This is a genomic window from Streptomyces sp. NPDC059010, from assembly GCF_042740355.1.
Classification (GTDB): Bacteria; Actinomycetota; Actinomycetes; order Streptomycetales; family Streptomycetaceae; genus Streptomyces.
The window spans coordinates 1-26,392 of sequence record NZ_JBHYJA010000017.1 but is presented as its reverse complement, the minus strand read 5'-3'; the positions used below and the strand labels follow the sequence as shown (position 1 = coordinate 26,392).

24 protein-coding genes are annotated in these 26,392 nt (G+C 71.0%); 14 read left to right on the top strand and 10 right to left on the bottom strand.

Translation table 11 applies throughout. From position 1 onward, the window contains the following. Window positions 1–181: 181 nt before the first annotated feature. From ACFWYS_RS19850 to ACFWYS_RS19835, 4 genes are all read left to right on the top strand, one after another. A complete protein-coding gene (locus tag ACFWYS_RS19850) occupies window positions 182–1,270 on the top strand; it encodes an energy-coupling factor transporter transmembrane component T (RefSeq protein WP_384770262.1) in 1,089 nt (362 codons plus the stop codon). Further along, entirely contained in the window at window positions 1,267–2,952 is a 1,686-nt protein-coding gene (locus tag ACFWYS_RS19845) for an ABC transporter ATP-binding protein (protein ID WP_384770259.1), read from the top strand. Before ACFWYS_RS19850 ends, ACFWYS_RS19845 begins: the two co-directional genes overlap by 4 nt. After that, window positions 2,949–3,815: an ECF transporter S component gene (locus tag ACFWYS_RS19840; protein WP_384770257.1), complete on the top strand. Its 867-nt coding sequence runs from the start codon at window positions 2,949–2,951 to the stop codon at window positions 3,813–3,815. The genes ACFWYS_RS19845 and ACFWYS_RS19840 overlap by 4 nt, the downstream gene beginning before the upstream one ends. 337 nt (window positions 3,816–4,152) lie before the next feature. Next, complete coding sequence (locus ACFWYS_RS19835) at window positions 4,153–4,566, top strand: transglycosylase SLT domain-containing protein (RefSeq protein WP_384770254.1); 414 nt, start codon at window positions 4,153–4,155, stop codon at window positions 4,564–4,566. Between the two features lie 209 nt (window positions 4,567–4,775). Here the strand turns inward: ACFWYS_RS19835 and ACFWYS_RS19830 are convergent, their stop codons facing one another. Continuing rightward, complete coding sequence (locus tag ACFWYS_RS19830; protein WP_384770251.1) at window positions 4,776–6,011, bottom strand: cytochrome P450; 1,236 nt, start codon at window positions 6,009–6,011, stop codon at window positions 4,776–4,778. Between the two features lie 199 nt (window positions 6,012–6,210). On the opposite strand from ACFWYS_RS19830, the gene ACFWYS_RS19825 reads away from it, so the two are divergent. Then, the gene (locus tag ACFWYS_RS19825; protein ID WP_384770248.1) at window positions 6,211–7,380 is read left to right on the top strand and encodes a steroid 3-ketoacyl-CoA thiolase; all 1,170 of its coding nucleotides are present in this window, start codon (window positions 6,211–6,213) and stop codon (window positions 7,378–7,380) included. Here ACFWYS_RS19825 and ACFWYS_RS19820 read toward each other — a convergent pair. Beyond that, window positions 7,364–7,564, bottom strand: a complete 201-nt coding sequence (locus ACFWYS_RS19820; protein ID WP_384770244.1) for a DUF397 domain-containing protein — start codon at window positions 7,562–7,564, stop codon at window positions 7,364–7,366. The two genes, ACFWYS_RS19825 and ACFWYS_RS19820, sit on opposite strands and share 17 nt — an antisense overlap. Continuing rightward, the gene (locus ACFWYS_RS19815) at window positions 7,524–8,372 is read right to left on the bottom strand and encodes a helix-turn-helix domain-containing protein (RefSeq protein ID WP_384770241.1); all 849 of its coding nucleotides are present in this window, start codon (window positions 8,370–8,372) and stop codon (window positions 7,524–7,526) included. Before ACFWYS_RS19815 ends, ACFWYS_RS19820 begins: the two co-directional genes overlap by 41 nt. A 161-nt stretch (window positions 8,373–8,533) precedes the next feature. Here ACFWYS_RS19815 and ACFWYS_RS19810 point away from each other — a divergent pair, with 161 nt between their 5' ends. Together ACFWYS_RS19810 and ACFWYS_RS19805 are read left to right on the top strand one after the other, a co-directional pair. Next, window positions 8,534–10,213 (top strand): hypothetical protein, encoded by a 1,680-nt coding sequence (locus ACFWYS_RS19810; RefSeq protein WP_384770238.1) that lies wholly within the window; start codon window positions 8,534–8,536, stop codon window positions 10,211–10,213. A 65-nt stretch (window positions 10,214–10,278) separates the two neighbouring features. Continuing rightward, window positions 10,279–11,709 carry an APC family permease gene (locus ACFWYS_RS19805; RefSeq protein ID WP_384770235.1) on the top strand — a complete coding sequence of 477 codons (1,431 nt, stop codon included), beginning with the start codon at window positions 10,279–10,281 and terminating at the stop codon, window positions 11,707–11,709. 22 nt (window positions 11,710–11,731) lie between these two features. On the opposite strand, the gene ACFWYS_RS19800 is transcribed toward ACFWYS_RS19805, so the two are convergent. Continuing rightward, window positions 11,732–13,780 carry a phosphatase PAP2 family protein gene (locus tag ACFWYS_RS19800; protein ID WP_384770232.1) on the bottom strand — a complete coding sequence of 683 codons (2,049 nt, stop codon included), beginning with the start codon at window positions 13,778–13,780 and terminating at the stop codon, window positions 11,732–11,734. Between the two features lie 296 nt (window positions 13,781–14,076). On the opposite strand from ACFWYS_RS19800, the gene ACFWYS_RS19795 reads away from it, so the two are divergent. Together ACFWYS_RS19795 and ACFWYS_RS19790 are read left to right on the top strand one after the other, a co-directional pair. Beyond that, complete coding sequence (locus ACFWYS_RS19795) at window positions 14,077–15,264, top strand: DUF2330 domain-containing protein (protein ID WP_384770229.1); 1,188 nt, start codon at window positions 14,077–14,079, stop codon at window positions 15,262–15,264. 76 nt (window positions 15,265–15,340) lie between these two features. Further along, on the top strand, window positions 15,341–16,009 hold the full coding sequence (locus ACFWYS_RS19790; protein WP_384770226.1) for an O-methyltransferase: 669 nt from the start codon (window positions 15,341–15,343) through the stop codon (window positions 16,007–16,009). Window positions 16,010–16,037: 28 nt separating this feature from the next. Here the strand turns inward: ACFWYS_RS19790 and ACFWYS_RS19785 are convergent, their stop codons facing one another. After that, on the bottom strand, window positions 16,038–16,430 hold the full coding sequence (locus ACFWYS_RS19785) for an FHA domain-containing protein (protein WP_384770223.1): 393 nt from the start codon (window positions 16,428–16,430) through the stop codon (window positions 16,038–16,040). 97 nt (window positions 16,431–16,527) lie between these two features. Between ACFWYS_RS19785 and ACFWYS_RS19780 the strand changes: the two genes are divergently transcribed. Next, window positions 16,528–16,959, top strand: coding sequence for a DUF1992 domain-containing protein (locus ACFWYS_RS19780; RefSeq protein WP_384770220.1), 432 nt, complete (start codon window positions 16,528–16,530; stop codon window positions 16,957–16,959). Here ACFWYS_RS19780 and ACFWYS_RS19775 read toward each other — a convergent pair. Next, window positions 16,948–17,247: a hypothetical protein gene (locus tag ACFWYS_RS19775; RefSeq protein ID WP_384770218.1), complete on the bottom strand. Its 300-nt coding sequence runs from the start codon at window positions 17,245–17,247 to the stop codon at window positions 16,948–16,950. The genes ACFWYS_RS19780 and ACFWYS_RS19775 overlap by 12 nt on opposite strands. A 5-nt stretch (window positions 17,248–17,252) precedes the next feature. After that, window positions 17,253–17,822 (bottom strand): hypothetical protein, encoded by a 570-nt coding sequence (locus ACFWYS_RS19770; protein WP_384770215.1) that lies wholly within the window; start codon window positions 17,820–17,822, stop codon window positions 17,253–17,255. Window positions 17,823–17,916: 94 nt separating this feature from the next. Between ACFWYS_RS19770 and ACFWYS_RS19765 the strand changes: the two genes are divergently transcribed. Then, complete coding sequence (locus ACFWYS_RS19765) at window positions 17,917–18,408, top strand: GNAT family N-acetyltransferase (RefSeq protein WP_384770212.1); 492 nt, start codon at window positions 17,917–17,919, stop codon at window positions 18,406–18,408. A 164-nt stretch (window positions 18,409–18,572) separates the two neighbouring features. Here the strand turns inward: ACFWYS_RS19765 and ACFWYS_RS19760 are convergent, their stop codons facing one another. After that, complete coding sequence (locus tag ACFWYS_RS19760; RefSeq protein WP_384770210.1) at window positions 18,573–20,630, bottom strand: DHA2 family efflux MFS transporter permease subunit; 2,058 nt, start codon at window positions 20,628–20,630, stop codon at window positions 18,573–18,575. Between the two features lie 301 nt (window positions 20,631–20,931). Between ACFWYS_RS19760 and ACFWYS_RS19755 the strand changes: the two genes are divergently transcribed. Then, the gene (locus tag ACFWYS_RS19755; protein WP_384770207.1) at window positions 20,932–21,837 is read left to right on the top strand and encodes a peptidoglycan-binding domain-containing protein; all 906 of its coding nucleotides are present in this window, start codon (window positions 20,932–20,934) and stop codon (window positions 21,835–21,837) included. Between the two features lie 180 nt (window positions 21,838–22,017). Here the strand turns inward: ACFWYS_RS19755 and ACFWYS_RS19750 are convergent, their stop codons facing one another. Then, window positions 22,018–22,695: an HAD family hydrolase gene (locus ACFWYS_RS19750; protein WP_384770205.1), complete on the bottom strand. Its 678-nt coding sequence runs from the start codon at window positions 22,693–22,695 to the stop codon at window positions 22,018–22,020. A 196-nt stretch (window positions 22,696–22,891) separates the two neighbouring features. Beyond that, window positions 22,892–23,479 (bottom strand): TMEM165/GDT1 family protein, encoded by a 588-nt coding sequence (locus ACFWYS_RS19745; protein ID WP_384770202.1) that lies wholly within the window; start codon window positions 23,477–23,479, stop codon window positions 22,892–22,894. A 373-nt stretch (window positions 23,480–23,852) separates the two neighbouring features. Between ACFWYS_RS19745 and ACFWYS_RS19740 the strand changes: the two genes are divergently transcribed. Further along, window positions 23,853–24,497: an HNH endonuclease family protein gene (locus ACFWYS_RS19740; protein ID WP_384770199.1), complete on the top strand. Its 645-nt coding sequence runs from the start codon at window positions 23,853–23,855 to the stop codon at window positions 24,495–24,497. 122 nt (window positions 24,498–24,619) lie between these two features. After that, window positions 24,620–26,260, top strand: a complete 1,641-nt coding sequence (locus tag ACFWYS_RS19735; protein ID WP_384770196.1) for an alkaline phosphatase D family protein — start codon at window positions 24,620–24,622, stop codon at window positions 26,258–26,260. Window positions 26,261–26,392 lie beyond the last annotated feature (132 nt).

The following is a 26,392-nucleotide window of genomic DNA, read 5'->3' as shown; positions in this document are numbered from 1 at the left end:
GTCTCTCTCTCTCGTAGGGGCGCCCGGGGGGGGGCCGGGGGGGGGCGGGGGGCCCGGCGGGGCACCCTGGGGGTGGCGCCCCCCCCGCGGCGGAGCCGCAGATCGATCCAGCCCCGCGCCCCTTCGGGGCGCGCTCAGTCAGGCGAACACGCGCGGTAAGGCACACCTCCGCGGCCGCGATGTGCACCCGGGCGCCTGGTGGCTCTGGTCCCTCGCCCTCGGTACCGCGGCCACCCGCACCACCAATCCGCTCGTCCTGGCCCTCCTCATAGCGACGTCGGCCTACGTGGTGGTGACCTGCCGCCCCCAAGCGCCGTGGGCCCGCTCCTACTCCGCCTTCGTCAAGCTCGCCCTGGCCGTCCTCCTCATCCGTCTCCTCTTCGCGGTGGTCCTGGGCTCTCCCCTCCCCGGCACCCATGTGATCGTCACCCTCCCCGAAGTCCCCCTCCCCGACTGGGCGCAGGGCATCCGCCTCGGTGGCAGGGTCACCGCCGAGACCCTGGTCCACGCCCTCTACGACGGGCTGCGACTCGCCACTCTCCTGATCTGCGTGGGCGCCGCGAACTCGCTCGCCAACCCGGCCCGCCTCCTCAAGTCCCTCCCCGGCGCCCTGTACGAGATGGGTGTCGCGGTGGTCGTCGCCCTCACCTACGCCCCCAGCCTCATCGCCGACGTGCAACGCCTGCGCGCCGCCCGCCGACTGCGCGGCCGCCCCGACCGCGGCATCCGGGGCCTCCTGCACGTGGGACTCCCGGTCCTGGAGGGCGCGCTGGAGCGCTCGGTCGCCCTCGCCGCCGCGATGGACGCCCGCGGCTACGGCCGTACCGCCGACGTCCCGCCCCGAGTCCGCCGTACGACCACCGCGCTCACCCTCGGCGGCCTGCTCGGCGTCTGCGCCGGAACGTACGGCCTCCTGACCGCCGAAGGCGGCACCTACGGTCTCCCGGTCCTCCTCGCCGGACTCGCCGCCGCCCTGGCAGGCCTGCGCCTCGGCGGCCGTCGCACCCTGCGCACCCGGTACCGCCCGGACCGCTGGGACGCCCGCGCCTGGCTGATCGCCGGTTCCGGCGCCGCGGTCGCCGCCCTGCTGACCCTCGCCGCGACCCGCGACCCGGCGGCCCTGCACCCCGGCGTGGTCCCCCTCGTCGCCCCCACCCTCCCCCTGTGGCCCGCGGCAGCCGTCCTCCTCGGCCTGCTCCCGGCCTTCGTCAGCCCCGCACCCCGCACTCCCGTATCCCGCCCTCCCGCCGCCCCCGAGGAGCCGTCGTGATCCGCTTCGAGAACGTCTCCGTGACGTACGACGGCGCCACCGAACCCACCGTCCAGGGCGTCGACTTCGAGGTCCCGGAAAGCGAACTGGTCCTGCTGGTCGGCCCGTCGGGCGTCGGCAAGTCCACCGTCCTCGGCGCGGTCAGCGGCCTGGTCCCGCACTTCACCGGCGGCACCCTGCGCGGCCGTGTCACGGTCGCCGGCCGGGACACCCGTACCCACAAGCCGCGCGAACTCGCCGACGTGGTGGGCACGGTGGGCCAGGACCCGCTCTCCCACTTCGTCACGGACACCGTCGAGGACGAACTCGCCTACGGCATGGAGTCCCTGGGCCTCGCCCCCGACGTCATGCGCCGCCGCGTCGAGGAGACCCTCGACCTCCTCGGCCTCACCGACCTCCGCGACCGCCCCATCTCCACCCTCTCCGGCGGCCAGCAGCAACGCGTCGCGATCGGCTCGGTCCTCACCCCGCACCCCAAGGTGCTGATCCTGGACGAACCGACCTCGGCCCTGGACCCGGCCGCCGCGGAAGAGGTCCTCGCGGTCCTCCAACGCCTGGTCCACGACCTGGGCACGACAGTCCTGCTGGCCGAACACCGCCTGGAACGAGTCATCCACTACGCCGACCAGGTCGTCCTCCTGCCCTCCCCCGGCGAGGCCCCCGTACTCGGCACCCCGGCGGAGGTCATGGCCGTGTCCCCGGTGTACCCGCCGGTCGTGGCCCTGGGCCGCCTGGCCGGCTGGTCACCCCTGCCCCTGACGATCCGAGACGCGCGACGGAAGGCAGCAGAGCTACGGCACCAACTTGAGGCACGGGACGAAATCGCCCTTAAGGGGCGCGGGGAACTGCGCGACCAGCCACGGACAACCCGCACCCGCCAACACGCGACACCCCCCGAGCCATTGGGCGAAGAAACCACCAACCGCCGATGGTTCCGACGCAGGCGCACCCCCACCACCCCCACCACCCCCCACGCAGCGGAAGTACGAGCCCTGGCCGTCACCCGCGACCACGTCCAGGCCCTACGCCACGTAGACCTCACCGTCACCCACGGCGAAACCATCGCCGTCATGGGCCGCAACGGCGCCGGAAAATCCACCCTCCTCAACACCCTGGTCGGCCTCACCAAACCCTCCGCCGGCTCGGTCACCCTCGGCGGAACCGTCGGCCTGGTCCCGCAAGAACCCCGCGACCTCCTCTACGCCGACACGGTCGCCGCCGAGTGCACAACCGCCGACGCCGACGCAGGCGCGGCGCCCGGCACCTGCCGCACCCTCGTCTCCGAACTGCTCCCGGACATCCCCGACGACACCCACCCACGCGACCTCTCCGAGGGCCAGCGCCTGACACTCGCGCTGGCGATCGTCCTGACCGCCCGCCCTCGGCTGCTCCTCCTCGACGAACCGACCCGAGGCCTCGACTACGCGGCGAAGGCCCGCCTGGTCACACTGCTGCGCGGCCTCACCGCCAAGGGCCACTCCATCGTCCTGGCCACGCACGACGTGGAGCTGGCCGCCGAGCTCGCCCACCGGGTCGTACTCCTCGCCGACGGCGAGGTGATCGCGGACGGCCCGGCGGCGGACGTAGTGGTCGCCTCCCCCTCCTTCGCCCCGCAGGTGGCCAAGATCCTGGCCCCCCAGAAGTGGCTCACGGTCGCCGAAGTCCGAGAGGCCCTCACATGACCGACCCCCCCACTCCCCAGTCCCCCTCCACTCCCCAGACCCGCCCCACTCCCCAAGCCCGAGCCGTCCGCCTAGGACCCCGCTCGGTCGCCACCCTCTTCCTCGTCAGCGCGGTCGGCGTGGCGGCGATCGGCTGGCCCTTTCTCGCCCCGCCCGCCGCGCAGGTCAGCGCGCATGCCCAGGACGCCCCGTGGCTGTTCACCTGCCTGCTGCTCCTGCTGGTCGCCGTCGTCGCCGCGACGATCGCCGAGTCCGGGCTCGGCCCGAAGGCGGTGGCGATGCTGGGCGTGCTGGCGGCGACCGGCGCCGCGCTGCGTCCGCTGGGGGCCGGGACGGCCGGGATCGAGCCGATGTTCTTTCTGATGGTGCTCAGCGGCCGGGTCCTCGGCCCCGGCTTCGGGTTTGTGCTCGGCTCGGTGACGATGTTCGCGTCCGCCCTGCTCACGGGCGGGGTGGGCCCGTGGATGCCGTTCCAGATGCTGTCGATGGGCTGGTTCACGATGGGCGCCGGGCTGCTGCCGGGCCCGGACCGGCTGCGCGGCCGGGGTGAGCTGCTCCTGCTGGCCGGCTACGGCTTCCTCGCCGCGTTCGCGTACGGCACGGTGATGAACATGCAGGGCTGGCCGTATCTGCTCGCGGACGGCTCGAACATCGCCCCCGACCCGGACGCCGGGCCCCTGGCCAACCTCGCCCGCTTCGTCGCGTACTGCCTGGCCACCTCGCTCGGCTGGGACCTCGGCAGGGCCGTCGTCACCGTGATCCTCACACTCACCCTCGGCCCGGCGATCCTCAGGGCGCTGCGCCGGGCCACGCGCCGGGCTGCCTTCGAGAGCCCGGTCACATTCGACGCACCCGCACGGTGAAGCTCCGCGCGCGGACCGTTACGTACCCGGTGAAGCACCCCACATGAGCCAGATCACCTACTAACCACCCTAGTCGGACAAATCAGACGCCATGCTCACGCCAAAATGGCCTCTGACCTGCCCATTGAGAGCCACGTCACACAAACGACCTTCCTCCCGCTTACGACCACAACTAGCAAAAGGGCTCATTGCGGACACCTTCCCGGGCTGCTTCTCTGGATGACGTCGCACGGCGCCGACGTGCCCCACAGGGCCGCGGCGCCGATGCATGCCCCCCGCCTCGCATCGCGTGGTTCCGGCATGCCCGCGGCGCCCTGTCCCCGATGAAAGGCTCACTGTGTCCGCCGTTTCCCTCTTCCGCCGTCTCTCCGCCCCGAAGAAGGCCCTGGCCGGTGCCGCTCTGGCCGCCGCCACCGCCGGCACGCTGTTCGCCGCCGCCCCCGCGCAGGCCGCGACCTCGACCTCCTCGGCGCAGGCGACCGCGAAGAAGATGATCGCGGACTCGGCCCAGTACCAGTGCTTCTCGAACATCGTCGACCACGAGAGCGACTGGAACGTCAACGCCACCAACGCCTCGTCCGGCGCCTACGGCCTCGTCCAGGCCCTGCCGGGCAACAAGATGGCCTCCGCCGGTTCCGACTGGAAGACCAACGCGGCCACCCAGATCAAGTGGGGCCTGGACTACATGAAGGACCGCTACGGCAGCCCGTGCGGCGCCTGGAACTTCTGGCAGGCCAACAACTGGTACTGAGCCGACCCGGCCAGACAGGACTGAAGGCGGCGGCCCCCGATCCCCGGGGCCGCCGCCTTCGTGCGTGCACGCCTGCTTGTACGGCTGCGTGTACGCACGCCGACGTCTCGGGGGAGGCAGGAACGGGGCGTAGGGATAGGGGTGCTCCTGCCTCCCTCGGGACGGACCGACGCCGGCCGCGCGCGCCGGTCCGCGGCGTGCGGCGTACGTCAGTCTGCGGCGACCCGGAGCTCCTTCACCCCGTTGATCCACGCCGAGCGCAGGCGGCGCGGGTCTCCGGCCGGTCGAAGGCCGGGCATCGCGTCGGCCACGGCATTGAAGAGGAGGTCGATCTCCAGGACCGCCAGGGACTTGCCCAGGCAGTAGTGGGGGCCGCCACCGCCGAAGCCGAGGTGGGGGTTGGGGTCGCGGGTGATGTCGAACGCGTCCGGGTTTTCAAAGACCTCGGGATCGTGATTAGCCGAGGCATAGAAGATGCCTACCCGTTCTCCCTTGTTTATGCGCTTCCCGCCCAATTCTGTGTCCTGTGTGGCGGTTCGCTGGAAGGAGACCACCGGGGTCGCCCAGCGGACGATCTCCTCGGCGGCCGTCTCGGGGCGCTCCCTCTTGTACAGCTCCCACTGCTCGGGGTGGGTGAGGAAGGCGTGCATGCCGTGGGTGATGGCGTTGCGGGTCGTCTCGTTGCCCGCGACCGCCAGCATCAGCACGAAGAACCCGAACTCGTCCGAGCGCAGGCTGCCTTCGTCCTCCGCCGCCACCAGGGTGCTGACGATGTCCTTCGCCGGGCACTCCTTCCGGTCGGCGGCCATGTTCATGGCGTAGGCGATGAGTTCGGTGGCCGACTCCTGGCCGACCTCCTCGGTGATGGCGTACTCGGGGTCGTCGTACGCGATCATCTTGTTGGACCAGTCGAAGATCTTGGCCCGGTCGTCCTGCGGGATGCCGATGAGCTCGGCGATGGCCTGGAGGGGCAGTTCGCAGGCGACCTCGGTGACGAAGTCGAAGGGGCCCGAGCGGTCCCGGGCGTTGGCGGCGATCGTCAGGGCCCGCGTCCGCAGCCGCTCCTCCAGGGCGCGGATGGCGCGCGGGGTGAACACGCGCTGGACGATCTGGCGGACCCGGGTGTGTTCGGGCGGGTCCATGTTGAGCAGGATCAGCCGCTGGGCGTCTATCGCGTCGCGCTCTATGTGTTCGTTGAAGCGGATGATCGCGGTGTTGAGGGAGGACGAGAACAACTCCGGGTGCGTCGAGACGTACTTGACGTCCGCGTGCCGGGTCACCGCCCAGTAGCCCTCGTCCTGGAACCCGGCCACGTTGCCCGACTGCGGGATCCAGCGGACCGGTTCGGCGCGGCGCAGCTCGGCGAACTCCGGGAGGGGTACGCGGTGGTGCAGCACATCGGGATCGGTGAAGTCGAACCCGTCGGGAAGCGCTGGACAGGGCATGACAGCTCCTGACGGTCCATCAGCAAAGGGTCATCGTGACGGTAGTAACGGGTTCTACAACTGGCAATAGCCGTGAACGTCCCAGTTCCGCGCACACCCCTTGCAGTGATTGAACCTTCGTCAGCACACTGCAACACAGAACTAGAACGCGTACTAGTTCCGCCTAGTTCCGCAGAGCCCTCGGAGAGGATCCGCACCCATGGCTGCCGAACCCGTGATCGTCGAAGCCGTACGCACCCCCATCGGCAAGCGCGGCGGCGCGCTCGCCAACCTCCACCCCGCCTATCTCCTGGGCGAGACCTACCGCGAACTCCTGGGCCGCACCGGCATTCCCGCCGACTGTGTGGAGCAGATCGTCGGCGGCACGGTGACCCACGCCGGCGAGCAGTCCATGAACCCCGCGCGCACGGCCTGGCTCACCATGGGCCTGCCGTACGAGACGGCGGCGACGACCGTCGACTGTCAGTGCGGCTCCTCGCAGCAGGCCTCGCACATGACGGCCAACATGATCGCGGCGGGCGTCATCGACGTCGGGATCAGCTGCGGTGTCGAGGCGATGTCCCGGGTGCCGCTGGGCTCGGGCTCCAAGCACGGGCCCGGCAAGCCCTTCCCCGACGAGTGGAACGTAGACCTGCCCAACCAGTTCGAGGCGGCGGAGCGGATCGCCCGGCACCGCGGGCTGACGCGGGAGAACGTCGACTCCCTCGGCCTGCTCTCACAGGAGCGGGCCGCCGCCGCCTGGGCCGAGGAGCGGTTCAAGAAGGAGACGTTCGCCGTCCAGGTCCCGACCACCGAGGACGAGCAGCGCGCCGGTCAGGGCATGTGGCGGCTGGTCGACAAGGACGAGGGCCTGCGCGACACATCCATGGAGGCACTGGCGGGCCTGAAGTCCATCATGCCGACGGCCGTCCATACGGCGGGCAACTCCTCGCAGATCAGCGACGGCGCGGCGGCCGTCATGTGGGCGTCGAAACGGATGGCGCGTGCGCTGAAGCTGCGGCCGAGGGCGCGGATCGTGGCCCAGGCACTGGTGGGCGCCGACCCGCACTTCCACCTCGACGGCCCGATCGACGCGACGAAGGCGGTGCTGGGCAAGGCCGGGATGTCGCTGAAGGACATCGACCTCGTGGAGATCAACGAGGCGTTCGCGTCCGTGGTGCTGAGCTGGGCGCAGGTCTTCGAGCAGGACCTGGAGAAGGTGAACGTGAACGGCGGCGCGATCGCACTCGGGCATCCGGTGGGGGCCACCGGGGCCCGGCTGATCACGACCGCACTGCATGAACTGGAGCGCGTGGACAAGGAGTTCGCGCTGGTGACGATGTGCGCGGGCGGCGGGCTGGCCACCGGCACGATCATTCAGCGGCTGTAGCCCATCGCACGAACGCCGTGAAGGTGGTGGGCCCGAAGGCGAGGATCGGGCCCGCCGAGTTCTTCGAGTCGCGTATGGCGACGACGACGGGCGCCTCGGCGATCTCCACGCAGTCACCGCTCTCGTCAGCGCTGTGGCTGGACTTACGCCACCGGATCCCCGCCGGAGTGCCGATGCTCTCCATAACGCTCCTCCATCACACGCCGGATCAACTCCGCCGAGTCCTTGAGGGAGAGAGCAGCGGCCTGAAGATGATCGTATCGGAGCGCGCAATTCTTGACGATGTCCGGGTCTGCGGTGGGATGTCCGCTGCCGTACCCCTCGGTGTAGACGATCGTCGGCTCGCCCGGGACGCGGTAGATGTTGAACGCGCCCTGCATCCCCGCGTGCGCTCCGGCCGTGAACGGCAGCACCTGGACGTTGATCCTCGGATTGCGCTGGAAGGACAACAGGCGTTCCAGCTGGCCGCGCATCGTCTCCCGACCGCCGATCTCCTGGTGCAGCGCCGCCTCGCTCAGGATCATCCAGAAGACCGGCGGTTCGCCCTTGTCGAAGATGCGCTGACGGGCGAGCCGTACCTCGGTGCGGTCGTCGAGGTTGGTGTCGTCCAGCACACCGAGCACGGCACGCGCGTACTCCCTGGTCTGCAGGAGTCCGTGCACCATGTGCGTCTGAAAGATGCAGATCTCGGTCGCCCGCGACTCCAGCTCCGCCACCTGCTGGAACCAGGCCGGAAGTTGACTGCGCATCACCAGCACATACAGCCGGGACAGCAGGCCGCCCGTCTCCAGCGCCACATCCGCCCGCTCGCTGAACGGGAGCGTCGGCAGCTTCCGGGCCGTCTCGATCTGCCCGACCAGCGAACCGGTGCAGTACACGATCCCCCCGAGCTGCTTCTGGGTCAGCCCGGCGGCCTCGCGGTAGCGGCGCAGCTCGAAGCCGAAGTAGTCCAGTGGCGAGGCGCCCGGATCGAGGGTGTTGATCTGGGTCACGCAGGGGCCCCTCTCTTGCAACTCGGCCCGCCCGGGGACCTGTTGTGTCCAATCGGTAGCCCAGAGTAGTCGCGCGAGGTCACCCCCGTACCGCGAACGCACGCATTCCCGCCGCTTGCCCGGCCCCTGCCACACCGGCCATTCCTCACGATCGCTCACCGGTGAACGTCCGGGCCCGGATCGACGTCTTCGAGCACGTGGTCGTCCCAGCCGAACAACTCACCCGCACCAGGCCGCCGACGCAGCCGGCCGGCCCTGCCCGCAAGCGGCTCCTGCGCACGGTGTGGAGCCGCCACCGGATCCCGCTGCTGGCCGTCGTGCCCACCGTGCCGCTCTACGCGATCTGGTGGGCCGTCCTGGCGACCGGCGGCGGCGATCTCGCGGCCCAGTACGCCTGGGCCGGATTCGCGGCACGGCACGGTGAGTCGGCGTACAACCTCTTCTGGTACGGCGGTACGCACACCGCCAACTACAGCCTGATCTCGCCGTATCTGATGGCCGCGCTCGGCGTCCGCACCGTCACCGTCGTCTCCGGTCTGGCCGCCTCCTGGCTGGCGGCCGTGCTGATGGAACGGGCGGGCCTGCGAAGACCCCTCGGCCCCGCCCTGCTCGCCTCGCTCGCCCTGTGGTGCAACGTGGCCTCCGGCCGCACCACCTTCGCGCTCGGCGTCGCCCTCGGGCTCGCCGCCTGTCTGATGCTCACCCGGGACAGACGGATCGTCCTCGCCGCCGGGTACGCCGCGCTGGCGACCATGGCCAGCCCCGTGGCCGGGCTGTTCGTGGCGGTCGTGGGGGCCGCCTTCCTGCTCACCCGCGATCTCCCTCGCGCCCTCGCCCTGCTCCTCCCGCCCGCGCTGACCGTCGGCGCGACCACGCTCCTGTTCCCCTTCAAGGGCGAGCAGCCGATGTTCGCCGACCGGGTCTGGCAGCCCGCCCTCCTCGGCCTCGCCGTCACCGCCCTCGCCCCCCGCACCTGGCGCGTCGCCCGCTGGAGCGGTGTCGTCTACGCGGCCGGGACCGTCCTGACGTACCTCGTCCCCTCCCCCGTCGGCACGAACGTCGAGCGCTTCGCCGAGCTGTTCGCCCCCGCCGCCCTCCTGGCCGTCCTGCTGGCCCGGCCGCGCCTGAGCAGGCTCCGCCGGACCCTGCTCATCGTCACGCTGGTCCTCTCCGTCGGCTGGGTCGGCAAGAAGACCGTCAGCGATCTGCGTGTCTCCACGACCGTGCCCGCCTGGGCCGCCGAGCCGCACGGAGTGATCCGCACCCTGGAGCGGCTCGGCGCCGACCGCACCCGCGTCGAGGTCGTCCCGGCCCGCAACCACCGCGAGGCCAGCGGGCTGGCCCCGCACATCAACATGGCCCGCGGCTGGAACCGGCAGCTCGACATGGAGCGGGCCCGGCTGTTCTACGACGGGTCGTTCTCCCCCGCCACCTACCGGGCGTGGCTGGACCGCTGGGCCGTCGGGTTCGTCGTCCTTCCCTCGGCCAGGCCCGACGGGCCCGCCAGGGAAGAGGCCCGCCTCATACGCGAGGACCGGCCCGACTGGCTGGAACCCGTGTGGCAGGACGCGCACTGGCGGGTCTTCCGGGTGCGGGACGCCGTACCGCTGGTGTCGGCGCCCGCGAGCATCGTGTCGGCGTCCGGCGCCGACGTCGTCGTCCGCATGCCCCGGGCCGGGACCGCCACCGTGCGCGTCGCCCACTCACCCTGGCTGCATGTCGACGGCGGCGGCTGTCTCACCCCGCAGGGCGAGTTCACCCGGCTCACGGTCACCGCCCCCGGCGAGTACCGGATCAGCTCGGAGTACGGTCCTTCGTCAAGGCCGGGGAATCACTGCTGACCCCTTTCCGGCATCCTTTCCGCTCAGTTGAATTCCCACCCACTCCCTCGGGTAGGGAGTACGCCATGTCACCTACGGATGTACCGACTTCGGCCGGGACCAGCACCGACGACGAGCCCGCGCTGAAGCGGGTGATGGGTCCGGGGCTGTTGTTGCTGTTCATCGTGGGGGACATCCTCGGCACCGGGATCTACGCGCTGACCGGGCAGGTCGCGGGCGAGGTCGGGGGCGCGGCATGGCTGCCGTTCGTCGTGGCGTTCGCCGTCGCGCTGGTCACCGCCTGCTCCTACCTGGAGCTGGTCACCAAGTATCCGCAGGCCGCGGGCGCCGCCCTCTATGTGCACAAGGCGTTCGGCAAGCAATTCCTGACCTTCCTGGTGTGCTTCGCCGTGATGTGCTCCGGCATCACCTCGGCGTCGGCGGCCTCGCGGGCCTTCGCGGCCAACCTGGTCACCGGCTTCGGGATCGACGCGGGCAACGGCCTCGTCCTGCTGATCGCCCTCGGCTTCATGGGCCTGGTGCTGCTCGTCAACCTCCGCGGTGTCAGCGAGAGCCTCAAGGTCAACGTGGTGCTGACGGCCGTGGAGTTGACGGGTCTGCTCCTCGTCATCCTGATCAGCGGCTACTTCATCGCCGGCGGGAACGCGGACTTCTCCCGGGTCGTCGCCTTCGAGACGGCCGCCGACAAGAACGTGTTCCTGGCGGTGAGCACGGCGACGTCGCTGGCCTTCTTCGCCATGGTCGGCTTCGAGGACTCGGTCAACATGGCGGAGGAGACCAGGGATCCGGCGCGGGTCTTTCCCCGCATGATGCTCACCGGGCTGGGCATCACCGGCCTGATCTACGTCCTGGTGTCCGTCTGCGCCGTCGCCGTGGTCCCCGTCGGCAAGCTCGCCGCCAGCGAGACCCCGTTGGCCACGGTGGTGACGACCGCCGCACCCGACTTCCCCGTCTCCGACGTACTGCCGTTCATCTCCATGTTCGCCGTGGCCAACTCCGCGCTGATCAACATGCTGATGGCCAGCCGTCTGCTGTACGGGATGGGCAAGCAGGGGGTGCTTCCCCCGTTCCTCGCCAAGGTGCACGCCGTCCGGCGCACTCCGCAGGCGGCGATCGTGCTGACCACCTGCATCGCCTTCGGTCTCATCACCTTCGTCTCACTGAACCCCGACAGCCCGGTCGTGGCGCTGCTGGGCGGGACGACGTCGCTGCTGCTGCTCACGGTCTTCACGGGAGTCCATGTGGCGGTCCTCGTACTGCGCCGGGACACGGTCGCGACCCCGCACTTCCGGGCCGGCCGGGTGCTGCCCGTGGTGGGGGCGATCGCCTGCCTCTACCTGGTCCTGCCCTGGTCCTCCGGACGCCCCTCCGACCAGTACCGGATCGCCGGGATCCTGCTGCTGGTCGGCGTGGCCCTGTGGGCGGTCGCCCGGCTCACCCGCCCCGCCGCCTCCGTCCCCGACACCGGCCGGACCGACGAGAGCGCACCGCACTGACCCACCTGGGCCATGGCACCGCTCAGGGCGTGACCTTGCAGACCTGCGAGACCCGCGTGTCCTTCTCCGCCTGGGCCGTCACCACCCGGGCACGCGGGCCCTGGAGCAGATACGTCATCCCGAAGCCGGCGCCCACGACGACCGCGCCGCTGACCGCGTCCAGCACCCAGTGATTGCCGGTGACGACGATCGCGGTGACGGTGAACAGGGGGTGCAGCAGCCCCAGGGCCTTCATCCACCACCTGGGCGCGAGGACGAGGACGACCAGGCCGCACCACAGGGACCAGCCGAAGTGCAGGGACGGCATCGCCGCGTACTGGTTGGTGAGTTCGGTGAGGGTGCCGTAGTCGGGCTGGGTGAAGTCCTGCGTGCCGTGGACCGTGTCGATGAAGCCGAGGCCGGGCATCAGGCGGGGCGGGGCGAGCGGGTAGAGCCAGAAGCCGATCAGGGCGAAGACGGTGGCGAAGCCGATCGCGGAGCGGGCCCAGCGGTAGTCGACGGGGCGGCGCCAGTACAGGACGGCGAGGATGGTGAGCGGCACGCCGAAGTGGAACGACTCGTAGTAGAAGTCGAAGAAGCCGCGGAGCCAGTCGACCTTCACCACCGCGTGGTTCGCCCAGTGCTCGATGTCGATGCCGAGGGCGCGTTCGATGGAGTGGATCTCCGCGCCGTGCTGCTCGGCGGTGGCCCGGCCGGCCGAGTTGGAACCGCCGGCCGCGGCGAGCCGGATCTGGGCGTAGGCGTAGTAGGTGACCCGGATCAGCAGCAGCTCGAAGAGCAGGTTGGGGCGGCTGATCACCCGGCGCAGGAACGGCACCAGCGGGATGTGCCGGAACCGGGCCGGGACCCGGTCCGCGTACCGCGTCGGGACGGGCGTCTGCCAGTACGGCGAGGTGCGGGACAGGAACGGGACGACGGCCGCGGTGGCGAGCGCGGCGAGCAGGACGAGGTCGGCGCGCAGGGGGTGGAAGAGCGCCTTGTCCGGCACCATCATCTTCGCCGGCAGGGTCATGATGAGGACGACGGCGATCGGCCAGACGTACCGGTCGGAGGCCCGTTTGCCGACCTGGCCGACGACCGCGAGCAGCACCCACAGCAGCTGGTGCTGCCAGGCGGTCGGGGAGACGACGATCGCCGCGCAGCCGGTGATCGCGACGGCGAGGAGGAGTTGCCCGTCGTGGGCGTAGCGCACCGCGCGGCGCAGCGCGAGGACGGCGACGGCGGCGCCGAGGAGCAGGAAGAGACCGATCTCCAGCGGGCCGGTCAGCCCGAACCGCAGCAGGGCGCCGTGCAGGGACTGGTTGGCGAGGTCGTCGGCGCGTCCGCCGAGGCCGACGCCGGCCATGTGGTGCACCCAGTAGGTGTACGAGTCACTCGGCATCGCCGCCCAGGCGAGCACCGTGGACCCGGCGAAGGTGGCCCCCGTGGCGAGCGCGGCCCGGCGGCGGCCGGTGAACCAGAGCAGCGGGGTGAACAGCAGCAGCGTCGGCTGGAGGGCGGCCGCGAGCCCGATGAGGACGCCGCTGGCCCGCTCTCCGCGCACGGCGAAGCAGCCGAGCAGGACCAGCAGCACCGGAATGATGCTGGTCTGGCCGAGGTAGAGGGTGTTGCGCACCGGCAGCGACAGCATCAGCAGGCTGATCGCGACGGGCGCGGCGAGCAGCGAGGTGCGCCGGCTGACCGGCTGGGGCAGGGCGCGGGCGGCGACCAGGCCGAGGGCGACGACGAGCAGCAGGGTGCCGAAGGTCCAGCCCCAGCCGAGGGCCTGCTCGGCGGCGCGGGTCAGCGGCTTGAGGACGAGTCCGCCGAACGGGGTACCGGTGAACTGCGTGGAGTCGTACAGCGAACCCTTCACATGCAGGACGCCGTCCGGCCCGACCCAGGTCTCCAGATCCGTCAGCCGCTCCCCGCGCGGGGTACCGAGGACGACGGCCACCTGCCGGACGGCGAGGATCGCGACGACCGTCCAGAGGCCCAGCAGTGTCACCCGCAGGCGTGCCCGGACCGCGCCGACGGCGGTGGCTCCGCCCAGCGCTTCCGCCGATCGCCCACCGTGCTCCGCATTCGCCACGCCTCGTCGGCCTCCCGCCCCGCCTCGACCCACTCGTCACAACGCGCCAGGAATCCTTTCGAACCCTATGCGCCCGAACCGCCCGCCGGAGAGACGCAGGCAACCCCCGGTTCACCTGTCGTCCGCTCTCCTTTTGTCCGGATGACGATAGTCCGGGGCCGGTCCGCTCGCCTCCGGGGGGTGGCCGCCATGACGGGCGCGGGATCGGTCACATCCCGGAACGCGGCCCCCGGAACCGGATCATCCGCCGTACCGTCTGAAGCCCTGGCGTCGGCACGGTGAAGGGGCTCGCGGGAATGGAGGGGCTGCGCGCGATGGCGGATTCGCTGCGGAAGGGGCGCAAGGGAACCCGGAGGGGGGCGCTCACCGTCGCCCTGGCGTTGCTCGCGCTCCAGCTCGGCCAGCTCGCGGCGCCCGCGTGGGCGTGCGGCTGCGGGGCCATGGTGCCCGGCGACCAGCGGCGGGTGAGTGTCGGCCGTGAGGAGTCCGTGGTCCGCTGGGACGGGGTGCGGGAGCAGATCGTGATGCGGCTGACGGTCGGCGGCGACGCCGAGCGCGTCGCGTGGATCATGCCGGTGCCGAGCCGGGCGACGGTCCGCCTCGGCGACCCCGAGCTCTTCGACGCACTGCACGCCATCACCGCCCCCGTGCACCGCGAACGCCACCACTTCTGGCCCCAGGACGGCGACTGGCCCCTGGTCACCGGCGACGGCATGGCAGGCGCCCCGCCCCGCCGCGGGCCCGGCGCCGAACCCCCCGTGGCCGTCGTCGGCCGACAGCGCCTGGGCCCCTTCGACGTGGCCCGCCTGACGGCCACGGACCCCGGCGCCCTGGACCGCTGGCTGGACGACAACGGCTTCGCCCTCCCCCAGGGCCTGCCCGGAGCCCTGCGCCCGTACGTCCAAAAACGCTGGGAGTACGTGGCAGTAAAACTGACCCCCCAATCCACCACCGCCACCACCGCCACCACGGCGACGGCCCTCACCGGCACCCTGGACCCCCTGCACCTCACGTTCCGTACCGACGAGCCGGTCTACCCGATGCGCCTGTCCCGGCTGGCCGACACCCCGCAGTCCCTGGGCCTGTACGTCCTGGCCGCGCACCGCATGGAACCGGCGACCCCGATAGGCGGCGAACGCCCCCGGATCACCTACGCCGGACGGCTGAAGGCGAAATCCGGTCCACTCGCAGCGCTGTCGGCAGGCGGCGGCACCCCGTTCCTCACGGCGATCGGCCAGGAGTTCCCGTACCCGGAGCGCATCTCCGGCGACCACGTACTGCGCCGCGCACCGGCCGACGACACCTTCCAGCAGGTGATCTACCAGGACCGGCTGCGCACGGTGGCCGGCATCCCGGCCTGGCTGCTGACGGTGAGCAGCGGGCTCGCCCTGGCCGTGGCAGCGGCGGCCGCGTTGGCCGTACGGCGCTCCCGGCGGCCGGAATCACCCCCTGCCCCACCCGAGCCACCTGCGCCGATCGCCTGAATCCACCATCCTGGGAGTCGTTGCCGGGGAACAAGGGTAGTTAGCGCATCTAACTAGCTATACGAAAGGTAAGGCGATGAGCGAGCCGCAGGTCTGGGACGACGTCGACGAGTACTTCTCCACCCACCTCGCACCTGACGACGACGCCCTGCAGGCGGCCCTGCGCGACAGTGAGGCGGCGGAGCTCCCGATGATCAACATCACCGGGACCCAGGGCAAGTTCCTCCAGCTGCTCGCCGAGATCCAGGGCGCCCGGAACATCCTGGAGATCGGCACCCTCGGCGGCTACAGCACCATCTGGCTGGCCCGCGCCCTGCCCGCCGACGGCCGTCTGATCTCGCTGGAGTACAACCCCAAGTACGCCGAGGTGGCCACCCGCAACATCGCGCGGGCCGGCCTGGACAAGGTGGTCGAGGTGCGGGTCGGCCCGGCCCTGGAGTCGCTGCCCAAGCTGGCCGACGAGAACCCGGCCCCCTTCGACCTGGTCTTCATCGACGCCGACAAGGTCAACAACCCGCACTACATCGACTGGGCCCTCCGGCTCACCAGCACCGGCAGCCTCATCGTCGTCGACAACGTGGTGCGCGGCGGCCGGGTCACCGACGCCGACAGCACCGCGCCGGACGTCCTGGGCACCCGCGCCGCCATCGAACTGATCGGCAGCCACCCGAGGTTGAGCGGTACGGCGATCCAGACGGTGGGCAGCAAGGGCTGGGACGGTTTCGCACTGGCCCGCGTGCTGTGAGTCACGCGGGCCGGGCGAGCGCCGCGTCTCAAGCCTCGTGATAGAAGCCGACGTTGACGCTGCGCGGGGCGGTCCGGTCCTGGACGATGATCTCGCCGCTGCCGCCTCTGGGCAGCGGCACCGTCCCGCCGTAGCCGATCGGCTGGGCGTACTGCCCCACGGTCAGCCGCACCTCGGAGGACGGGTCGGGCTGCGAGCCCCGCAGCCAGGTCACCTGCCACCCGCCGTCCGGGCCGCACAGGAACTCCAGATGGACCCGGGAGACGAACAGCCAGTCGTCCGGTGTCACCAGCCGGCACACCGACTTGTCCCGGCCCACCCGCAGCACGGCACCCGGCTCGCTGGGCGCGTCGGCCATGAGCATGCCGGCCGTGGCACCCTCGTCCGCCGCGGACACGACGGCCATGGTGAGTTCGAGCACGTGCGTTCCTCCTGAAACGTCTTGCACGACGGCCCGTTTGGCCATCGACGCCGCATGATAAATCGCCCGGCACCACCGCGTCCGGCACAATGAACTCATGACCGAGCGAAAGCCTCCCGGCGTCCCGTTCGAGTCCTGGGTGGACAAGCAGATCCACGACGCACAGGAGCGCGGCGACTTCGAGAGCCTGCCAGGCACGGGCGAACCCCTGCCGACCGATCTGGAAGCCCCGTACGACGAACTGTGGTGGATCAAGCGCAAGATGGCCCGCGAGGGCCTGTCGGTCCTGCCCCCGGCGCTTGCCCTGCGCAAGGAGGCGGAGGACGCCCTCAAGGCGGCCTACGCGGCTCCGTCGGAGCGGGCGGTCCGCAAGATCATCACAGCCGTCAACACCAAGATCCGCGACATGCTGCTGAAGCCGCCGCCCGGACCGCCCCTGGGCAAGAAGCCGTACGACGTCGAGAAGGTCGTACGGGAGTGGCGGCAGGGGCGCCGGACGGCGGACGGGGCGCGTGGGTCAGAGGCGTAGCAGCCGCTCCGCCAGCTCGCGATAGTCACGCAGGGCGAGGCGGAGCTGCTCGGTGTCGGCGGCCTCGTCGACGGACTGCCAGGACGTGCGCAGGGTGCGGCGCCGCTGGGCCATGGCGTCGGTGAAGCGGTCGAGGATGTCCTCGACCGCATGATCGGCCTCCTCCACGGCGGCCCGCGGTTGATCCACGAAGCGCGACACGGCCTGTTGCACCTGGAGTCCGAGCCTGTCCCGCTCGTCGTGCGCAAGCAGCGGAACAGCTTTCGTACCGTCCGTACCGTCCGTCATCCGAGTCAACTCCTCCCCGCGTGGCGCCTGTTGGACGTCCCGACCAGTTCCTCGAAGAGCGCGCGGCCCTCGATCATGGCCTCCCGCATCTCCTCCGTACCGGCCCCGTCCCCGGGTGCGCGGGCGACTCGGTGCACATGCCGGTAGCCGTGCACATGACCGGCGTGGTGCACGGACAGCGCGGACAGCTGCTCCTCGTACTGCGCCCCGTCCGGGAACCCACGGGCCTGCGCCAGGTCGGCGAGCAGCCGGTCCGCCTCGCCGACGGCCTCGCGCGGCGCGTCGACGAAGTGCTCCTGGGCCGCCACCCAGCGCGCCTCGAAGCGCTCGACGTCGGTCGGCTCCAGCGCCCGCTCGCGCAAGCCGCCGTGCCGCTCGACCCGTTGGGCAAGCTCGCGCTCCGCGGCCTTGGCGTCCCCGTCGTGTCGGGCCACGGCCCGCTCGTATTCGGGCCCGAAGCGCCGCTTCAGACCCCGGCTGCCCTGCGCACCCCGAGCGCGCAGGACCAGGACGGCCGCGCCGAGCACGACGACGACCGCCACCATCACGATCAGAATGATCACACCTGTGGACATGTCTCCCGAGTTGCCCCGAGAGCGCCCCTGAAACAGCGAGCCCCACGCATAATCGCTTGCCTGCCCGCTGGTTCCCCCGCCCACAATGACGACCATGACCTGGACCGTCGCCCCGGAACCCCCCGACTCCCCCGCCGCCACAGCGCTCTGGCGGGCGTACTACACCGAGGTCAGCGACCGCTACTACCTCCTGCACGAGGGCCACCGCACCGACCCGGCCGAGCTGGACCGCGAGATCGCCGCGACCACCTGGGACGAACTACGGCCATCGAAGGGCGAGTTGCTGGTGGCACGCCACGACGGAGAACCGGCGGGTACGGCGGGGGTACGGCTCCTGGACGCGGAAACCGCCGAACTCAAGCGGGTGTTCATCCACGAGTCCCTGCGCGGCAAGGGCGGAGGCCAACTCCTCATCCAGGCCGCCGAGACCACGGCCCGAGCCCTCGGCGCCACCCGCCTGATCCTGGACACCCGCCACGACCTGAAAGAGGCACGGGCCCTGTACACCCGCCTCGGCTACGAGGAGACGGCACCCCACAACGACGACCCGTACGCAGAGCACTGGTTCACCAAGCCCCTGCGCTGACGGGCTCGCAGTCGCGCACGGCGGGAAGGGGACGTGCCGGGGGGTGTCCGCCCGCAGTGTCGGGCGTCAAGAAACAGACCCTCTCCGCCCGACCCCACCCCCCACCCGCAGGCGCTACGCGAACCCCCACCGAACAGCAACGGGCCGCCGCAGGCATCCCCGCCTCAACCGCCGGCGGCACCCGGCTGCTCACGAGACGACCCGCACAGCTCCTCGTTCAGCTCCTTGACCAGCTGAACCAGATCAGTCGGCCGATGCGGCCCCCACCAGTCCCCCAGCAACTCGGCCAACGACTCCTCCCGCACCCGAGCCAGCCGCCCGGCAACCTCCCGCCCCCGCTCGGTCAGCACAAGATCGAGCCCCTCCCGCACGGCCAGCCCCCGCCCCTCCACCTCCCGGGAGGCGTCGAGAATCACCGGCAACGGCACAGCACTCCGCTCGGCCAGCACCGCCGGCTCCACCCACCCGTACTTCTTGATCCGCAGCAACAGCCAACTGGCCGCCGGCAACAGGTCGTACCCGGCCCGCTCCGTGATCTCCCGGTACACCTCCCGCCGCCCCTCGCGCGTACCGAGCACCGACAACGCCCGGCACACCTCGTCGTACGACGACCGCTCCACCGGATTGCTGGCCAGCGTCTCGGTGACGTCAGGCGCCCGCACCGATCCCCGCAGCTTGTCCTCCCGCAGGAACCAGGCCAGCACGAACCCGGCCAGAGCGACGGGAGCGGCGTACAGAAACATGTCGGTGATCGACGACGCGTACGCCTCCAGCGCCTCCGGCCGCAACCCGGCCGGCAACTCCGCGATGCCCCGGGGATCCGCCTCCAGCCCCTCCAGCGAGACCCCGGCCGGCAGCCGCACCCCCTCGAAGGCGTCCGCGAGCTTGTCGTCGAGCCGGCCCGCGAACACCGTCCCGAAGACGGCGACACCGAACGACGCCCCGATCGACCGGAAGAACGTCGCCCCGGAGGTGGCGACGCCGAGATCTTCGTACGACACGGCGTTCTGCACGATCAGCACGAGCACCTGCATGACCAGCCCGAGCCCCAGCCCGAACACGAAGAAGAAGATGCTCATCTCCCACGTGGAGCTGTCCACCTCCAGCTGATGGAGCAACAGCAGCCCCAGCACGGTGACCCCGGTCCCGGCGATCGGGAACACCTTCCAGCGCCCGGTACGGCTCACGATCTGCCCTGACCCGGTGGACGACAGCAGCATGCCGACCACCATCGGCAGCATGTGCACCCCGGACATGGTCGGGCTGACCCCCTGCACGATCTGCAGAAACGTCGGCAGATAGGTCATCGCGCCGAACATGGCGAACCCGACGATGAAGCTGATGACGGCCGACAGCGAGAAGGTTCGCACCCGGAACAGCTTCAGCGGAAGAACAGGCTCGGCGGCCTGCCGCTCCACGGACACGAACGCGACGGCGAGCACGACCCCGAGCAGGGCCAGCCCGACGATCTGCACCGACCCCCAGCCCCAGGTGGTCCCCCCGAGGGACGCCACCAGCACCAGGCAGGTCGCGACGGAGGCGATGAGGAACGTACCGAGGTAGTCGATGACATGCGCGGTCGACCGCCGTGGAATCCGCAGCACGGCGGCGATGACGGCGAGCGCGACGACCCCGACGGGAAGGTTGACGTAGAACACCCACCGCCAGCTCAGATGCTCCGTGAACACCCCGCCGAGCAACGGCCCCAGCACACTGCTCGCCCCGAACACGGCCCCGAACAGCCCCTGATAGCGCCCGCGTTCACGGGGCGGCACGATGTCCCCGACGATCGCCATGGACAGCACCATGAGCCCGCCGCCCCCGAGTCCCTGAACGGCCCGGAAGGCGATGAGCTGCGCCATGTTCTGCGCCATGCCGCACAGCGTGGAGCCGACGAGGAAGATCACGATGGCGATCTGGAAGAGCCGCTTGCGCCCGTACTGGTCACCGAGCTTGCCCCACAGCGGGGTCGCGGCGGTGGACGCCAGCAGATAGGCCGTCACGACCCAGGACAGATGCTCCAGTCCGCCGAGGTCGCTGACGATGGTCGGCAGCGCGGTCGAGACGATGGTCTGGTCGAGGGCGGCGAGCAGCATGCCGAGAAGCAGCGCGCCGATGGAGACGAGGACGTTTCCGGGCACGTTCTCGCGTGCCTCGACTCCCCGCTTCGGGGGCTGCGCGTCACGCACATTTCCCGTCATACCGTGCGCATCCCCACCCATGAAGACCTCCCGAGACTGTCGTTACACCTCCCATGCACCTCCCATCGTGATCGCTTCACCCCGTTATGGCCTGTCGAGTCCCTTTGGAATTGGTTATTCCGGGGGTTGGGGAGGCCGCGTGAGGAACGTCTGCATAACCTGGGGAGTTCACGAGGGGAGGGACGAACACGTGAGCGAGCCGAGGGGAACGACGGGAGCGCCGGGTCCGGACGACCCAGGGCACCCGCATGGCCGCCAGTGCCCGGAGTGCGGAGCGCCGAGAACGGCCGACAACACCCCGTCGTGCGGCTGCGGCCCACGCGTGTCCGAGGCCCTGCGAGACGCCCGTACGGCGGAGGCGGCAGCAGCGGAGGACTTCGATCCGCTGCGGATACGCCCATACGTGGAGCTGGAGGGCGGCGAGAGGGACACCGCCGACACCGCGGCCGCCGACGACGGCCGGACGATGCAGCTCCGAGCCGTACCACCGACCGCCGCACCGCACGCACAGGATGCACAGGATGCACAGGATGCACCGCACGCACCGAGCGCCCAGGACCTGATCCTTTTCGAACCGGAAGCAGCGGCCTACGACGACGACAGCGACGCACCCCCGGCCGGGACGACCGCCCGCCGGCACCGCCGCACGGTACTGCTCGGCGTGGGCGGAGGCCTCGTTGCCGTAGTGGCGGCGGCGGGCCTGGCCAGCGGCGTGTTCACGTACGAGGCGCCGTCACGGGACAAGGCCCTCCCGAGAGAGGTACGACCGAGGGTCCCTGCCCCGTCGACCAGCGAGGCCTCTGAGCAGCCGTCACCGACGGGAGGGGCGGCACAGCCGGCGCCACCCGCCGCACCCCCGTCTCCCACGGAGAGCGCGTCCCCGTCCCCGTCGAGGTCGAGCGCGTCCCCCACGTCCTCCCCCTCGACGGCACCGACGACGACCCCCACCACTCCCGAGGCCACCGCCTCCCAGGAGGAGTCCGACGCCGCACGGGAAACCACACCCGCGACCCTCAGCCGCGGCGACCGCGGCCCCGAGGTCACGGAACTCGAACTACGCCTGACCCAGCTCGGCCTCTACACGAGGGAGGCCAAGGGCAGCTACAACGAGGGCGTCGAGGACGCGGTGGCCAGATACCAGTGGGCGCGCGGCATCCAGCGGGAGGAGTACGGGGAGTACGACCCGGAGACCAGGGAGCATCTGGAGTCGGAGACGACGGATCCGTAGCGGTTCGCCCAAGGACTCGGGACTTTGGGATCGATGGCGGCCGCGGGTGATGTGTGGCTGGTCACGCAGTTCCCCGCACCCCTGAAGGTGCGTCCACCGCACGCCCTCAAGGGGCGCGGGGAACTGCGCGAGCGACCACGAACCACCCGCGGCCGCCATCACACCGCAAGCCCCGAGCTCTCAGGCGACAATCACCCGAATCCCCCCACCGGCAACCGCCTCCACCCGAACCTGCCGCAGATCGGCCACCACCACATCCGGCCCGTGGAACCGGGCCCGCGGCCCAACCCCCACCACCCGCATCCCCGCGGCGCGCCCCGCCTCGATCCCCGCCGCCGAGTCCTCGAACACCACGCAGTCCCCCGGCGCGACCCCCAGCTCGGCGGCCCCCTTCAGGAAGCCCTCCGGGTCGGGCTTGCTCGCCCCCACCGACTCCGCGGTCACCCGCACATCCGGCATCCCCAGCCCGGCCGCCCCCATCCGAGCGGTGGCGAGCGCGACATCCGCGGACGTCACCAGCGCATGCGGCAAGTCCCGCAGCGACGCCAGAAACTCCGGCGCCCCCGGAATCGGTACGACGCCCTCCACATCCGCCGTCTCCAGGGCGAGCATGCGCGCGTTGTCCGCGTGGTTCTGCTCCATCGGCCGGTCGGGCAGCAACAGCGCCATCGAGGCGTACCCCTGGCGCCCGTGCACGACCTTCATCACCTCGTCGGCATCCAGCCCGTGCTGCTGGGACCAGTGGCGCCAGATCCGTTCCACCACGGCGTCGGAGTTGACGAGCGTGCCGTCCATGTCGAGGAGAAGGGCACGAGCGGTGAGGACGGTGGACCCGGTGGGCGCGGCGGTGGCCGACATCGGCAGCTCCAAGGCGAGGGGCCCGGGGGAACAGGGGTGGCCCCCGGAGGGACAAGGTGGCCCCGCCCGCCGGTCAGGGAAAACGGGCGGGAACCACTTTGTTCCCCCACGGTACAAAATAGATCCCGGTTCGCGCCACCGTCTCCAGAAACCGTTCACCGACAGTTCAGCTCGGGCCCGGCCCGACCCCGTCGCCTCAGCCGGCGATCGCCTCCCAGAGGCTCCACAGCCCCAGCGCCAGCATCACCATCGCCGCCACCTTGGTGATCAGCTTCAACGGCACCCGCCGCATCAGCGCCTTGCCACCGAGGATCCCGATCGCCGCGACGGACCACAGCGCCAGCACCGCACCGATCCCGACCGACAGCGGGTCGTCGTAGCGCGCCGCGAGATTCGCGGTCATGATCTGCGTCAGATCCCCGAACTCGGCGACCAGGATGAGCATGAACCCGGCGCCGGACACCTTCCAGAAGGACTGGTTCTCCGGCTTGCGGATCGCCGCGTCATCATCGGCCCCGCCCTTCGTCATGAGCAGCACGGCGGCGCCCCCCAGGAAGAGCACGCCGGTCAGCGCCTGCACGATCTGCTGCGGCAGCAGCGTGAGCACACTGCCGGCCGCCACGGCCAGCGCGACATGCACGGCGAACGCGGCGGCGACACCGGCGAAGACATAGGAGGCGCGGTAGCGCGTACCGAGGACGAGTCCGGCGAGCGCGGTCTTGTCGGGAAGTTCGGCGAGGAAGACGACGCCGAAGACGACGGCCGTCACGGTGAAGCTGATCAAGGTTCCTCAATCGGTCGGGCCACCCCACCGAGAGCATTGTCACTGCGCTGCGACACCTCGGCACGGCAGCACACACGGCACCCGTGCCGTACGACACGGGCGTGCACTGCTTGCCGAAGGTCTCGCTGGCCGACCACGTGACCGAGGTCCGCCTCCGGGCGCCGGCTCAGACGAGCTGAGCAGTATGTCGACGGTCCGGCGAAGAGCTACTCCCCTTCTGCGTCCCCCATGATACGAGATCGTTCCGCCGTAAACCTTGTCATGTCATGCACGCGTCACTAATTTCTTACCGCACGCACACCTCCCCGCAACACGGCGCGGCGAGCATTCCCTCGCTCGCACGCCAACACCCCCACCTCCCAAGGGAGTTCGCATGTCGAAGTTCTACGCGCGTCGACGGGTCAGCATACTCGCGGCCCTCAGCGGCCTCATAGCCTCCGTCGCGCTCTTCAACGCCCCCACCGCCTCCGCCGCGCTCCCCACCCCCGTCAGCGCCGCGACCGCCCGCGGCTACCTGGCCCAGCTCACCGTGGCCACCGAGGACCGCACCGGCTACGACCGCGACCTCTTCCCGCACTGGATCACCCAGTCCGGCTCCTGCAACACCCGCGAGGTCGTCCTCAAGCGCGACGGCACGGACGTCGTCCAGGACTCCTCCTGCGCCGCCGTAAGCGGCAGCTGGTACTCCGTGTACGACGGCGCCACCTGGACCGCCGCCTCCGACCTGGACATCGACCACCTGGTCCCGCTGGCCGAGGCCTGGGACTCCGGCGCCGACAGCTGGACCACGGCCCGGCGCCAGTCCTTCGCCAACGACCTGACCCGCCCGCAGCTCATCGCGGTCACCGACAACGTCAACCAGGCCAAGGGCGACCAGGACCCGGCCCAGTGGATGCCCTCGCGCACCGCCTACCGCTGCACCTACGTGCGCGCCTGGGTGCAGGTGAAGTACTACTACGGCCTCTCGGTCGACTCGGCGGAGAAGTCCGCCCTCACGAACTACCTCGCGAGCTGCTGAACAGAGCACTGACGGTGTGCCGCACGGTGGGCTGACGGAGTTCGGCAAACCGTGATCTGCGGAACCTCCCCGTTCCCCTCCGTCGTTCCGTACCGTACGGGGCGACGGAGGAGGGCGATCACGTGGCCGAACTGCGGCTTGGTCCACTGCTGAGATACGCCGACGGCTCGTCCGCGACCGTCTGGGTCGAGGCGAGCCGTCCGTGCACGGCCGAGGTGCGCGGCGCCGACGGCGCCCGGGGCGAGTCCCGCACCTTCCAGATCGCCGGGCATCACTACGCCCTGATTCCGGTGACCGGCCTCACACCGGGCACCTCCCAGTCGTACGAGGTCCTCCTCGACGGCACACGGGTGTGGCCGCTCCCCGACTCCCGGTTCCCGCCCTCCGTCATCCGCACCCCGAGCGCCGGCGACCCCGTCCGCCTCGCCTTCGGCTCCTGCCGCTGGGCCGCGCCGCCGGCCGGTGAGCAGGACCCGGTCGGCCCGGACGCGCTGGACACACTGGCCGCCCGGATCGCGGCCGACCCCGACGGCGAGCGGCCGGACGTACTGGTGCTCCTCGGCGACCAGGTGTACGCCGACGAGACCTCCAAGGCGACCCGGCGCTGGCTGGCCGCCCGGCGCGATCTGAGCGACCCCCCGGGCTACGAGGTCGCGGACTACGAGGAGTACACCCGCCTCTACTACGAGTCCTGGCTCGACCCCGAGGTGCGCTGGCTGCTGTCCACCGTGCCCAGTTGCATGATCTTCGACGACCACGACGTCATCGACGACTGGAACACCTCCGCCGCCTGGCTCGCCGACATGCGGGCGACCCCGTGGTGGCGGGAGCGGCTGCTGAGCGGGCTGATGTCGTACTGGGTGCACCAGCACCTGGGCAATCTCACGCCGGGCGAGCTGGCCGCCGACCCGCTCTACGCCGCCGTACGCGAAACCCCCGACGGCACCGACCTGTTGCGCTCCTTCGCCTGCGAGGCGGACGCCGAACCCGCCTCCGTCCGCTGGAGCTACCGCCGCGACTTCGGCCGGGTACGGCTGCTGATGGTGGACACCCGGGCGGCCCGGGTGCTCGACGAGGGCGCGCGCTCGATGCTCGACCCGGGAGCGGAACGCTGGCTGCGCGAACAGGCGCTCGACACACGCGGTTCCTACGACCACCTCCTCATCGGTACGTCCCTGCCGTGGCTGCTGCCCCACCTGGTGCATGACGCCGAGGCGTGGAACGCCGCCCTGTGCCGGGGCGAGCGCGGGGAGCGCTGGGCGCGGTTCGGGGAGGATCTGCGGCGGCGGGCCGATCTGGAGCACTGGGCGGCGTTCCCGTCGTCCTTCGACGCACTGGCGGAGCTGATCGCGGAGGCCGGTTCGGGGGCGGAGGCGCCGGCGACGGTGTGTGTGCTGTCCGGCGACGTGCATCACGCGTACGTGGCCGAGCCGACCTGGCCGGCCGGCGAAGGGCCCGACGCCCGCGTCTTCCAGCTGACCTGCTCGCCCGTGCACAACGCCATCCACCTGGCGATCCGGCTCGGCTTCCGTTTCGGCTGGAGCGGGTTCGCCCGGATGCTCGGGCGGCGGTTCGCGGGGCACGGGGGCTGTCCACGGCCGCCGGTCGACTGGCGCCGCACGGGCGGCCCGTGGTTCGGCAACCAGCTGATGACCCTGACGTTGAGGGGGCGTTCGGCGCGGCTGCGGCTGGAGCAGGCGAGACAGTCGCGTGGGGGTGGGGCGCGGCTGAGGACGATTGCCGAGTCGGAGCTTGCGCGGTGAGGGTGAGACCGTGCGCCTGAGAACTCGGGGCGGGCGGTGCGTCGGCGGCTGCGGGTGATGTGTGGCTGGTCGCGCAGTTCCCCGCGCCCCTTGAGGGCGTGCAGTGGACGCACCTTCAGGGGCGCGGGGAAC